This is a genomic window from Streptomyces termitum (assembly GCF_014650175.1).
Taxonomy (GTDB): Bacteria; Actinomycetota; Actinomycetes; order Streptomycetales; family Streptomycetaceae; genus Streptomyces; species Streptomyces termitum.
This window is the reverse complement of the sequence record NZ_BMUL01000001.1, coordinates 273,997-286,312: the sequence shown is the minus strand read 5'-3', so window position 1 is coordinate 286,312 and position 12,316 is coordinate 273,997. Positions and strand designations below refer to the sequence as shown.

Annotated in this window: 9 protein-coding genes; 5 read left to right on the top strand and 4 right to left on the bottom strand. The window is 75.1% G+C overall.

What is annotated here, in order from left to right:
- Positions 1 to 2: 2 nt before the first annotated feature.
- Positions 3 to 824, top strand: coding sequence for an alpha/beta hydrolase family protein (locus tag IE219_RS01360; RefSeq protein WP_229849526.1), 822 nt, complete (start codon positions 3 to 5; stop codon positions 822 to 824).
- Positions 825 to 864: 40 nt separating this feature from the next.
- On the opposite strand, the gene IE219_RS01355 is transcribed toward IE219_RS01360, so the two are convergent.
- Together IE219_RS01355 and IE219_RS01350 are read right to left on the bottom strand one after the other, a co-directional pair.
- Positions 865 to 1,245, bottom strand: coding sequence for an ADP-ribosylation/crystallin J1 (locus IE219_RS01355; protein WP_189974532.1), 381 nt, complete (start codon positions 1,243 to 1,245; stop codon positions 865 to 867).
- 129 nt (positions 1,246 to 1,374) lie between these two features.
- Positions 1,375 to 3,657, bottom strand: coding sequence for a tetratricopeptide repeat protein (locus tag IE219_RS01350; RefSeq protein WP_189974531.1), 2,283 nt, complete (start codon positions 3,655 to 3,657; stop codon positions 1,375 to 1,377).
- Positions 3,658 to 3,881: 224 nt separating this feature from the next.
- Here IE219_RS01350 and IE219_RS01345 point away from each other — a divergent pair, with 224 nt between their 5' ends.
- Together IE219_RS01345 and IE219_RS01340 are read left to right on the top strand one after the other, a co-directional pair.
- Positions 3,882 to 4,625 (top strand): DUF4232 domain-containing protein, encoded by a 744-nt coding sequence (locus IE219_RS01345; RefSeq protein ID WP_189974530.1) that lies wholly within the window; start codon positions 3,882 to 3,884, stop codon positions 4,623 to 4,625.
- Between the two features lie 91 nt (positions 4,626 to 4,716).
- Positions 4,717 to 8,064, top strand: coding sequence for a phosphoinositide-specific phospholipase C-related protein (locus tag IE219_RS01340; RefSeq protein ID WP_189974529.1), 3,348 nt, complete (start codon positions 4,717 to 4,719; stop codon positions 8,062 to 8,064).
- Positions 8,065 to 8,137: 73 nt separating this feature from the next.
- Here the strand turns inward: IE219_RS01340 and IE219_RS01335 are convergent, their stop codons facing one another.
- The gene (locus IE219_RS01335; RefSeq protein ID WP_189974528.1) at positions 8,138 to 8,983 is read right to left on the bottom strand and encodes a class I SAM-dependent methyltransferase; all 846 of its coding nucleotides are present in this window, start codon (positions 8,981 to 8,983) and stop codon (positions 8,138 to 8,140) included.
- Between the two features lie 196 nt (positions 8,984 to 9,179).
- Between IE219_RS01335 and IE219_RS01330 the strand changes: the two genes are divergently transcribed.
- Positions 9,180 to 9,764 (top strand): TetR/AcrR family transcriptional regulator, encoded by a 585-nt coding sequence (locus tag IE219_RS01330; RefSeq protein ID WP_189974527.1) that lies wholly within the window; start codon positions 9,180 to 9,182, stop codon positions 9,762 to 9,764.
- 124 nt (positions 9,765 to 9,888) lie between these two features.
- Here IE219_RS01330 and IE219_RS01325 read toward each other — a convergent pair whose 3' ends face one another.
- Positions 9,889 to 10,968 carry an alpha/beta fold hydrolase gene (locus tag IE219_RS01325; RefSeq protein WP_189974526.1) on the bottom strand — a complete coding sequence of 360 codons (1,080 nt, stop codon included), beginning with the start codon at positions 10,966 to 10,968 and terminating at the stop codon, positions 9,889 to 9,891.
- A 453-nt stretch (positions 10,969 to 11,421) separates the two neighbouring features.
- Here IE219_RS01325 and IE219_RS01320 point away from each other — a divergent pair, with 453 nt between their 5' ends.
- Positions 11,422 to 12,180: a hypothetical protein gene (locus tag IE219_RS01320; protein WP_189974525.1), complete on the top strand. Its 759-nt coding sequence runs from the start codon at positions 11,422 to 11,424 to the stop codon at positions 12,178 to 12,180.
- Positions 12,181 to 12,316 lie beyond the last annotated feature (136 nt).

The following is a 12,316-nucleotide window of genomic DNA, read 5'->3' as shown; positions in this document are numbered from 1 at the left end:
CCATGAACTCTTCGCATTCCCCCCGGTCCCACCAGACTTCCCGGCCCCCTCGGACCCACCCGTCCCTCGCCTTCACCGCCGACGCGCCCTCGCACGGCATGCGCGAGCGCGACTTCACCGTGGACGGCGTCCCCGGTGTCCTCTGGTCGCCGGTCTCCGGCACCGGCCGCGCGCCCCTGGTCCTGCTGGGCCACGGCGGCGGCGCCCACAAGAAGCACCCCGCGATGATCGGCCGGGCCCGGCAGCTCGTGACCGGTCACGGCTTCCACGTCGCCGTCCTCGACGCGCCCGGCCACGGCGACCGGCCCCGGTCGGCCGAGGACGAGCGCGACATCGCCGCCCTGCGCGCGGCGCAGGCGGCGGGCGAACCGGAGGGGCCCGTCGTGGTCCCGTACAACGCCCGGCTGGCGGAGCGGGCCGTGCCCGAGTGGCGGGCCGCCCTGGACGCCCTCCAGGAGCTCCCCGAGATCGGCGCCGAGGGCCCGGTGGGCTACGCGGGCGTCGCCATGGGCAGCGCGATCGGCGTGCCGCTGGTGGCGGCCGAGCCCCGGATCACGGCGGCCGTCTTCGGCCTGATGTGGCCCGACGCCCTCTTCGAGGCGGCGCGGCGGATCACCGTGCCGGTGGAGTACGCCCTCCAGTGGGACGACACCCGGATCCCGCGGGAAGGGGGCCTCGCGCTGTTCGAGGCGTTCGGGTCGGCGGAGAAGAGCCTGCACGCGAACGCGGGCCTCCACGTCGACTTCCCCCGGTTCGTCGAGTCCGAGAGCGCGGCCCGTTTCCTCGCCCGGCACCTGACCCGGACGGCCGCCGCACCGGCCTGATCCGGACGGCGGCCGCACCGTCCCGGGCCCCGCTCCCCGCTCAGGGCCGGAAGGTGTGGACCACGCCGATGGTGCCGACGATGTGCGCGTTGAACTCGTCGAGCTCCTCGGCGGGCACCCACAGCTCCAGGATGGTGCGGCCGCCGGCCTGCCGGACGGGGTAGCGGGCGAGGAAGGCGGAGTCGACCTCGAAGCGGGTGACGTGGCCGACTCCGCTGTGCTTCACGTTCCAGTCGCGGGCGATGCGGATCGCGTAGTCCTCGTTCATGACCGGGTAGAAGATCGGCTGGTCGGGCAGGCGGGGCGGCCAGGCCCGCCAGCCGAGGTCGCGGACGAGGGCGAGCTCCTCGGGGCCGGTGGGGCGCCAGAGGGTCGTCGTCGGACGCGGCGGGAGGCCGGAAGCGGGACCGATGCTGCTCATGGCCGAAAACGTAGCCGGGCGGCCCCGACGGCGGCCAGGAGTTTTCCACAGGCCGCCGTCCACAGGGGTCGCGGAGCACGGCGGGTCGGTGGGAACGTCGGGGCAGCGACCCGCGCGGACGGGGCCGGGTCAGTGGGGGGTGTCCGGGGCGCCCGGAGCGGCGAGTTCCCGGTCGGCTTCCGCGAGGCGGGGGTGGCTCTGTTCGCCGAGGCCGCGGCGGGCCGCCTCCAGCATGGTGCGGGCCTCCGTCTCGCGGCCGAGGCGGCGCAGCGCGATGGCCAGGTCGAGCCGGACGGGTTCGCTCCAGGCGTCCATGCCGGAGGACTCGAAGCTCTCCAGGGCGCGGCGCAGCAGCGGTTCGGCCTCCGCCCAGCGGCCCAGCACGCCGAGGTCCAGGCCGAGTTCGTGCAGGACGTAGGACCGGAAGAGGCTCAGGATGCCCGTCGTCCGGCCGGGGATGCCGGCCAGGCAGAGTTCCTTGGTGCGCCGGTGGACGGTCAGGGCCTCCTCGGCCCGGCCCAGGACGCGCAGTTGCCGGCCCAGGGTGTTGAGGGTGGACAGCTCCGCGAGGCGGGCCTGCTGGGCGGGGTTCTCCCGGTGGCAGGCCGCGGCGTTCTCCAGCCAGGCCACCGCCTCCCCGGCGCGGCCGAGGCGGGCCATGGCCCCCGCCCCGTAGCCGTACGCCCAGCCCACCTGGAGGAGGTCGCCCGTCTCGCGCGCCACGGCCAGCGCCTCGCGGGCGGTGCTGAGCCCCCGGGTGGGGTCGTGCACGCACAGGTTGTACGACCAGGCCAGGTAGTTGAGGTGCGTGGCCTCCTCGCGCCGGTCGCCCAGGGCGCGGGCGGCCGCCACCGAGTGGCGGAACACCTCCGTCCACTGCTCCCAGTGCTGGACCTGGTCGGAGAACCAGTGCATGGCCTCCGCCGTGTCCAGGACCTCCCGGTGGTGTCCGGCCGCCTGGGCCCGGCGCAGGGCGTCCAGCCACTGGGCCCGCTCGGTCTCCAGCCAGTCGCGGGCCTCCTCGGGGCCGCGCGGTCGGGTCGCCGGTTCGGGGTCGCCCGCGGGCGGGCGTTCGGCGTCGAAGTGGAGGGCGGCGGCGGTGGCGCGGGCCAGCATCCAGTGCGCCGCCTCCTCCTGGCGGCGGGCCAGCTCGACCGGGTCGTCCTCGTCGAGGCGCTCGGCGGCGAACAGGCGCAGCAGGTCGTGGAAGCGGTAGCGCTCGACGGCCGGGTCGGGCAGCAGCAGCCCCCGGTCGGCCAGCTCCTCCGCGTACCGCTCCGCCCGGCCGAGCGGCATGCCCGCCAGGAGCGCCGCGGTGCGCGGGGAGAAGTCGGGTCCGGCGGCCAGGGCGGCGCGCCGCAGCAGCAGCCGCGCCGGCGGGTCGAGCTGCCGGTAGGAGAGCGCGAAGGCGGCCCGCACCCGCAGGTCGCCGGCCTCCAGGGCGTCGAGGCGGCGGCTCTCGTCGGCGAGCCGGGCCGCGAGCCGGGCGAGGCGTTCGCGCGGCCGGGCGGCCAGTTTCTGGGCGGCGATCCGGACGGCCAGCGGGAGCTGTCCGCAGAGTTCCGTCAGGTCGCGCGCCGCCTGGGCCTCCGCCGCGACCCGTTCCGGGCCGATGACCCGGGCCAGCAGGGCCACGGACTCCTCGCGGCGCAGCACCCCGAGGGCGAGGCGGTGGGCGCCTTCGAGGCCGGTGAGGGCGCTGCGGCTGGTGACCAGGGTCAGCGAGCGGCCCTCGGCCGGCAGCAGCGGCCTGACCTGCGCCTCGTCGGCGGCGTCGTCGAGGAGGAGGAGCATCCGGCGCCGTCCGGTCAGGGTGCGGAACAGGTCGGCCCGGCCCTCGGTGTCCGGCGGCAGCGCGTTCCCCGCGATCCCGCAGGCGCGCAGCAGCGAGCCGAGGACCTCGCGCGGTTCGGCCGGTTCCGCCCGGGTGCCGCGCAGGTCGACGGAGAACCGGCCGTCGGGGTAGTGGTCCGCGAGTTCGTGCGCCGCCCGGACCGTGAAGGCCGTCTTGCCCAGTCCCGGCTGGCCCGTGACGAGGATCATGGGCGCGGGTCCCTCGGCGGCCGCCGCCCGCAGCCGGGCCAGGTCCTCCTCGCGGGCGGTGAAGTCGCCGACGTCGCGCGGCAGCCGCAGTCCGCCGGGGGCGGCGGGGGCGGGCTTCGGGCGGGGCCGGCCCGCGGCCGCCGTCCGTTCCAGTTCCGCGGCCTCCTCTCCGGTGGGCGCGAGGACCTCCGTCAGCGCGGTGACCGTTCGCCGCTGCGGGCCCCGGGTGCGGCCCCGCTCCATGTCGGCCAGGGCCCGCACGCTGACCCCCGCCCGGTGGGCCAGCTCCTCCTGGCTGAGTCCGGCGCGCCGGCGCAGGGCGCACAGCAGGGACGCGAACTCCCCGTGACCGTCGTCGTCGGTGCTCATCGTGTGCGTCCCCGTGAAGAAGTGCGGTCGGCCGGGCGTCCGGCCCGTGGTCGGGCCGGGCGTCCGCCCGGTCGCCCGGCCGGGCGTCCGGCAGAAGTACACCGCAGCCTACTTCCGCCGGTGGAACTTCCTGGTGACGGTCGCGTGGAGGGTGATGGACTGGCCGGACGCTCCGGCCGGCGGCCGGGGCCGATCCGTCGTACCTCACCCCCGGGGGTTCCACCATGCGCACGCGTTCCCGCCGGCGCGCGTTCCTCGCCGTCACCACCGCCGCCCTGGCCCTGGGCCTCACCGCCTGCGGCGGTGGCGGGACGACCGCCGGCGGTCCGGCGGACCGCTCCACCGGCCCCGCCGCCGACACCCCGGCGACGCCCGGGGGTACGGCCCCGGAGGCGGAGGCCCCGGAGAGCGCCGGGGCGACGGAGGCCGCCGCGTCGGGGACCTCGCGGACGTCCGGGAAGCGGAAGCCCGCCGGGCCGCGCGGCGGCGTGAACGACACGGAGGCGTACGCGTACGCCCACCCGTGCGCGATGACCCAGTTGTCGCTGGAGGTCCGTCCGAGCGGGACCCTGCGGATCATCGAGGTCACCAACACCACCGCCGACGCCTGCCTCCTCGACCCGCTGCCCGCCGTCGACCTCGGCGACCAGGACAACTCCGGCCAGGACCGCAACATCCACCCGCTGGTCCCCGGCGGCGTCGGCGGCCCCGGCCACGTGCTGCGCGCGGGCACCACGGCGTACGCCGTCCTCGACATCAACCCGGCCCGGCGGACCGGCGGCACCGAGGAGGACGTGAACGAGATGAACGTCCTGCTCAGCCCCTCCCAGATGCCCAACGCCGACACCCGGGTCTTCCGCCTCGGCCCGGCCGCCGGTGTCTTCGCCCCCCGGCTGGGCCTCTACCGCGCCACCGTCGCCGACGCGACGGCCTCGGCCCGGCAGGCGGACACCCCCGCCCCGCGCTAGCACCCTTCTCTTTCCCGGCCCCGTTCGCCCGTACGACGAGCGGGGCCGTTCCGTCGGCCGCGAGGCCCCGTCCCCGAAGGAGCACCACCCCATGTTCAAGCGAGATCGCCGCCCCGGGCGGCTGGTCCGCGCGGCCGTCGGCGCACTGGCCCTCACCCTGGCGGCGCTCACGCTGCCCGGTGCGACGGGCAGCGCCGACGCGGCGGAAGGGCCGCCGAACCGCCTCGGCCCGGTCGCGATACAGAACACCGGCAACGGCTTCGCCGTCGACGCCGACGCCGGTGACATGGAGGAGGGCAGGAAGATCCTCCAGCGCTTCTACAAGGCGGAGAAGCGCCAGCAGTGGTGGTTCGAGGCGACCGGCGCGCCGAACCAGTACCACATCAAGAGCAATGTGAACGGCGCCTACTGCCTCGCCGCCGACGCCGCCCACGGGGTCGCCGTGCTGAAGTCCTGCGGCGCCGAGGGCACCGCCTGGATCTTCGACGAGACCGCCGCCGACACCTACCTGCTGAAGGACGCCGGGAGCGCGCAGTACCTGATGGCGCCCCTCCGGTTCCTGAAGGAGGACCAGTCGCCCTCGGAGAACGAGGACATGCTCGCTCCGGTGGGCGGGAAGGAGAACAACGAGCGGCAGCTCGTGCTGGGCGACCGGAACCACGCCATGGTCCGCGGCGCCTGGTACCTGAACAACCTGACGCTGGAGAAGTACACCCCTCCGGCCGACCCCCGCCTCGACGAGGCGACCTTCCTCACCACGCACAACGCCTTCAGCAGCTCCGCCTACGCGCTCACGGCCGCCAACCAGTCGCGTTCCTTGACGGAGCAGCTCGACGACGGTGTACGCGCCCTGATGCTCGACGTCCACGAGGAGTTCGGCACCCTCCAGCTGTGCCACACCTCCTGCACGCTGAACGGCGGCATCCGGATGAGCCGGGGGCTCGCCGAGGTCTCGGAGTACCTGAAGAAGGACCCCGAGGCGATCGTCACCCTCTTCCTGGAGAGCTACCTCTCCGACCCGGAGCTCCTGGAGACGGAGTTCAGGAAGGCGGGGCTCGCCGATGTGATCTTCGATCCGGAGGCGGAGGACGTGCGGTCGACCGGCTGGCCGCGACTGTCCGACATGCGGCGTTCGGGGAAGCGGCTGCTGGTCTTCAGCGACCGGGACACGCACCTCACGCGGAAGAACGCGCAGGGCCAGGACGTCTACGTGCCCTCCGAGATCGGCCTGGCCTTCGGCAAGCAGTGGACGGTCGAGAACTTCTGGAGCATCGGCGGCGGGGGCGGCGACTTCCAGTGCTACAGCCGCTGGGGTGACGTCCCGCTCACCCGGACCCAGCCCAAGTTCGTCCCGCTGTTCGTCATGAACCAGTTCAGGAACATCCCCACCACCATCACGGCCGGGATCGACAACGGTCCGCCCCTGGTGGAGCGGGCGCTGGACTACTGCGGGCCCGCCGCCCGCAAGACGCCGAACTACGTGGCCGTCGACTACTACGAGTACCCCAGCGTGGAGGCCAACTTCCTGGCGGTGCGGACCATCAACCAGTACCGGTACCGCTCCTCGGGAGCCCCCGCTCCCGCCACCACCCCGGACATCACCTCGCAGAACCGCCGCGGCCCCCTGCCCGGCCTGCCGAACTGGAGCGGGGTCGGCTACCGGAGCAACGGCGAGCTGCCCGCGCGCCGGCAGTTCAACGACGACCCGGCGTGCCGCCTCACTCCGCAGACCCTGGCCGACGCCTACGGGGTGAAGCCCGGCGACGGCCTGGACGACTCCGCCGGTCTACAGAGCGCCATCGACCACATCCGCACCGTGTGCGGCCCCACGGCCTCCTTCGACAAGCTCTCGTCGATCGAGCTTCCCGCCGGTGAGCTGATCGTCACCCGGCAGCTCGGCATGGACGCCGACTTCCTCGTCCTGCGGGGCCAGGGGCGCGGCGCCAACGGCACGAACATCGTCTTCGCGCCGGACGCGAACACCCGCTACGACACCCTCACCGCGGACGGGGGGCGCTGGGACCAGGACGCGATGACGTACCAGGCGGGCGCCGACACCGCCAAGGGCGGCTGGATCTGGCCGGGTCGCGGCCTCTTCCGGGTGCAGACCCGCGAGGTCGCCCCGCGCTACGCCGACGAGTGGGCCGCCGCCCCCGCCAACCGCAAGGACCTCTACGAGGGCTCGGTCAACCAGCACTGGGCCTCCGGCGTGAAGCTGCGCGGCGCGGCGGGCGACTCCGCCTACTCCGCGCGGGAGGGCGGCACGGTCGTCCACCTGGCGTCGAACGCCGACATGAGCCGGTTCGCCGTCGGCGGCCACCTGTGGGTGGGCGCGGCGAACAGCCGGAAGTTCTACGAGCAGCAGGAGGTGACGGACACCGGCTACTACGAGGACCTGCACATGCGCCAGCAGGTGTTCCGCATCAGCCGGGTGGACGCGGCCGACCGCACCGTCACGCTCGACAAGCCGCTGGAGTTCGACCTCCCCCTCGACTCCACCTCCGACGGGTCCGCGCCGATCGGCTCCACCCCGTACGTCAGCAAGGTCACGCCCCTGAAGATGGTGGTCGGCGTCGGCTTCGAGAACTTCGCCTTCACCCAGCAGGTGGACGCCGCCAACGCCGAGCAGCCGGGGAAGAACGACTACGGCAACCGGGCGCCCGCCGAGGCCCTGCACGGCCTGGTCTTCAAGTGGGCGGCCGACTCCTGGGTCCGGAACGTCGGCTCCCGGATGACCGGCTCGCACCCGATCGTGACCGAGGTCGCCAAGAACCTCCAGTTCGAGAAGAACGTCCTCAACGGGGCCTGGAACAAGGGCAAGGGCGGCAACGGCTACTTCCGGGGCAGCCGGGTCTGGGACTCGCTGTACGCGTTCAACACCACCCGGAACCTGCGCCACTTCACCCTCCAGTGGTCCGCGTCGGGCAATGTCGTCTACGGCAACGACTTCGACTCGGACCTGAACCTGCACGGCGGCTGGGAGCGCCGGAACCTCTTCGAGAAGAACGTGGTCCAGGTCTCCGCCCAGCACGCGCCGGGCAACTGCCGTGCCAACTGCGGCGGTGAGGGCGGCGGCACCGAGACGGGCACCTGGTACCCGATCTGGTGGGCGGCCGGTCCGAAGGCGGCGAAGTGGTCCGGCTCCTCCGGGCCGCAGAACGTCTTCCACGACAACGTCCTCACCAAGCAGCTGGAGGAGGGCGGCCCGTACTGGTACTACGCGCCGTACTCGAACGTCTTCGGCGGCACCGCTCCCCAGCCGGTGTTCCAGTTCGGCTCCGACCCGGACCTGCCCAGCCGCTTCCGGCACCTCGCGCTCGGCGGCTCGCCGATCCCCGACTGGAACGGCCGGGAGACGGCGGACTTCACCGGCACGGGCGGGGTGAACACCACTCAGACCGGCCCGGTCGGCTCGGTCTTCCTCGACAAGACCGGCTGAACCGAACTCTCCTGAAGGCCGCCCGGAGCACCCTCCGGGCGGCCTTCGCGCGTCAGGCCGCGCGGCGGCGGTCTCAGGGGCGGGTGGCCGTCACCAGCCAGGACGTGCTGAGGAGGCGGACCGGGCCGGTGGGGGTCCGGTGGGGGCGGAGGTGGGTGGTGAGGGCGGTGCGGGCGCGGGCGCGGGTGGGCTCGTCGGCCCGGTCCATCAGGTGGCGGCCGGGACCGGTGGCCAGGAGGAAGTCGGCCGCGTCGGCGGCGTCCCGGCCCCAGGTGCCGTACGCCCGGACCTCCTCGACGGACGTCCGCGCGAAGCCGGCCGCCGCGAGGACCGCCCGGACGCGGTCCGGGTCGGCGAGGGAGAACATGCCGGGCAGGCCGGGCCGGGCGAAGTCGCCGACCGGGAGGATGCCGCGCAGGGAGGCCATGGCGGTCACCCAGTCGTTGCGGTCCGGGTCGGACGGGCAGACGAGGGCGAGCCGCCCGCCGGGGCGCAGGGCGCGGCCGATGTTGCCGAAGGCCGCTTCGGGGTCGGCGAAGAACATGGCGCCGTAGCGGCTGACGGCCGCGTCGAAGGAACCCGTCTCGAAGGGGTGCGTCTGGGCGTCGCCGCGTACGAAGGAGGCATTGGCGACGCCTTCCCAGGCGGCCCGGGCGCGGGCCTCGGCGAGCATGGGCGCGGAGAGGTCGAGGCCGAGGGCGTGGCCGCGCGGGGCGCGGAGGGCGGCGAGCCGGGTGGTGCGTCCGGCGCCGCAGCCGAGGTCGAGGACCCGGTGGTCGCCGGTGATTCCGGCGGCGTCGAGGAGCGGGGTGTTGAAGCCGTCGTTGACGGCGTTCCAGCGGTCCTGGTGGCGGGCCCAGTGGGCGCCCTCGGGGCCGTTCCACGCCTGCTCCTGCGCGGTGTTGGCGATGGTCGTCACGACTGCCTCCACGGGTGACGGAAAGAATGGGCACACGCCCATTCCTGGTGCCCCACAGTATGGGCACACGCCCATTCGGGCAATCCCGTCTACGATCCGTTCGGCCGGACGCGGGCTGAAGCGAACGGATGCGAACGGATGCGAACGGATGCGGCCGGACCGGGCCGCCGGGGCGCGAGGAGAGGACGGCAGGCTCATGTCACCGCGTGGAGTGGCGACGCCGGACGTGCGCGAACGACTGTTCGCGGCGGCCGAGCGGGTCGTGGAGAGGGACGGCGCGGGCGCGCTCACCAGCCGGTCCGTGACCACCGAGGCGGGCTGCGCCAAGGGGCTGCTGCACGCCCACTTCGCGGGCTTCGACGAGTTCGTGGCCGAGCTGTGCCTCGACCGCTTCGCCAGGACCGCCGAAAAGGCGCGCGCCCTGGACGGCCTGGCCGGGCGGGGCACCGTGGCCGGGAACCTCGACGCGGTCGTCCTGGCCCTCTTCGACTCCGGCGGCCCCGCCGTCTCCGGCCTCGTCATGGGCCGCCCCGCCGCCTCCCTCCGGGTCCGCGAGGCCCTGGCGGGCGGCGCGCCGGGCTTCGCGGCGATCGAGGAGTCCGTCGCCGGCTATCTGGAGGCCGAGCGGGCGCTCGGCCGCGTCCCGGCCGCCCTGGACACCGCCGCCGCGGCCCTCGCCCTCGTCGGCACGAGCCACCACCTGCTGATGACCACCTGGCCCGACTCCCCCGACCCCCGCCCCCGGGTCCGCCGCCTGCTGACGGCCCTGCTCGGGGCCTGAGCGCGGCGCTCCGGCGGGCGGGGCGGCCCGCCCGGAGGGATCCGGGCGTGCGACGAGCCCGGGGGCGACGCGGAGCCCGTCCCCGCGCGAACGGGCCTTCGACAGCCTCCGTACCGCCGGGCCGTCACCCCGTCAGGACCCCCTCCAGGAACGGAGTGACCGCCTCCGACCAGGCTTCCGGGTGGGTGTAGTGGAGGAGGTGGCCCGCGTCGGGGATCTCCGCGTACCGGCCGTGCGGGAGGACGCGGACCATCTCCTGGGCCTCCGCGCGGCCCAGTTCGCCGTCGAGGCCGCGGACGACGAGGGTGGGGCAGCGGACCTGGGCCAGGGAGTCCCAGTGGGCGTCGTGCACCCAGGTCTCGCGGGAGGTCAGCATCTGTTCGGGGTCGAAGACCGGGTGCCAGCCGTCGGGGCGTTCGGTCATGACCTCGGCGAAGAAGGCGCCCCGCGCGGGGTTCGGCTCCTCCACCCACGGGTCGTCCGCGCCGAACCAGCGGTGCACGGCCGCCAGGGACGGGAACGGGGCCGGCCAGTCGCGGAACCACTCCCGCCAGGCGCGCTGCGAGGCCGCGCCGAGCGCGGAGGCGCGCATGTCGCTGATGACGAGCGCCCGGACCAGGTCGGGGCGCTCGGCGGCGAGCTGCCAGGCGGTGAGCGCGCCCATGGAGTGGCCGACGAGGGTGACGGGACCGAGGCCGAGGCCCTCGACGACGGCCGCCGCGTCCGCCACGTACGCCTCGCGCGTGAACGGTCCGGCGGGCGGCTTCGCGCTCGCCCCGTGGCCCCGCTGGTCGAGCCCGACGAGCCGGTGACCGCCCGTCAGGAGGCGCGCGGCGGGGGCCCAGTGGGCGGCGTGCCCCATCAGGCCGTGCAGCAGCAGCACCGGCGCGGGCCGGTCCCCGGAGGGAGCCGAGTCCTCCGGGGCGGTTCTGCCCTCCGGGCCGGTGGACTGCCTGCCGATGACCGGGGTCCGGGCCGGGGCGGGACCCGGGGCCGGTGCCGGTGCCGACGCGGGGGCCGGTGTCGGTGCGAAAACCGGGGCCGGACGTGCGGCCGGGCCCGAAGGCGCGGCAGGGGCCGGGCGCGCTTCAGGGCCCGGAGGTGTGCGGTCCTCAGGGGTGCCGCCGGTGCGGTCCCCTGTCGTGAAGTCCCAGGCCGCCAGCCGGATGCCGTCGGCTCCGGTGACGTCGAGTCGTCGCGCCATGATCTGGCACCCCCTCTTTCCCGTCGAACCCCGCCAGACTATCGAACTCGCATTCGAAAATGCGTTGCCGCCGCGTAACACCCCTCGTTCGAGTGACGGCCCTCGGGGATTGCCGGGCTCCGCCGAGGGGAGATCTTCACCGGGAGGCGGACCGCTCGGGGAAAACGGTCCGAGGGGACCGACCTTGAGAGCTCGGGGCTCCAGGTCGGAACAGGGGAGGACAGGCCCCGGCGCCGCAGGGCGCCGGGGCCCTCTGTCGTCCGCTGAGCGTCCGTCACCCCGCAGCCCCCCTCCCCGCGTTCCGCCGCGTCGAGGACCAGCGTGGCACGGCAAGGGCGCGGGCGTGACCATTCCGACGTAAATCGGAACGGACGGGGGCGGCCGGACCCCCGGCGCGCGCCGGTTCCGCGCGCCCCCTGCGGTTCGCTCTCCCTCGCATGGGTGAATGGAGCCATGCGCAGTACCCACGTCCTGGTCAAGGGCGCCCACACCACGACCCTGAAGGGCGGTCGGCTGACGCTCTCCCGGGGGCGGCGGACGACCACCGTGCCGCTCGCCGCCGTCCAGGAGGTCCGCCCGCACGGGGCGACCGCGCTGACGCTGGTACTGACCGACGGCGCCACCCGCCGCCTGCCCGGCGGCACCGCGCACGCCGCCGACGCCTTCCGCGCCGCCCTCACCGCCGCGCTGCCAGAGCGGCGCGACCCGGCCGGCAGCGCCCTGCTCACCGAGCGGGAGCGCAGGCGGCGGCCCTGGCTGCGGCGGCTGACGGCCGGCGCGGTCGGGCTGGCGTACGCCGGTTACGTCCTCCGGGTCGCCGTCGGCCCCGGTCTCCTCGGCGCGCTCACCAGCGCCCTGGGCGCCCCCGCCGCGCTCCTCGGCCTGCTCGCCGTCCGGGCCGGCGCGCGGGGCGCCCTCGTCCGGGCGCGGCTCGCCCGGCGGGGCGTCACCGTCATGGGCGTCCGGGGCCGGCACCCGGACGGGACCCCGCACGGCGGGTTCACGTACACCGACGCCCTGGGCAACGAGTACGGGCACGCGAAGGGCGGCACGGAGCCCGCCGCCCACCTCGTCTACGACCCCGAGTCCCCCCGGGACAGCGTGCTGCGGCAGCCCGCCGCGTGGGTCGTCGCCAAGTACGGCCTCGGCTTCGCGCTCGCCCTCGCCGTCCTCGCCCTCGGCACCGCCGGACTCGTCCGGCCCTACGTCTGAGCCCGGACGCGCGGAGGCCGGGGCCCGGACGCGCGCCGAAGCCCGGAGCCCGGACACCCGGCCCGGGCGCCGCGTCCGGACGTGCCGGAGCCCCGGGCCGGGCGGACCGGCGCCGGGGCTCCTCCCGTCCTCGGAC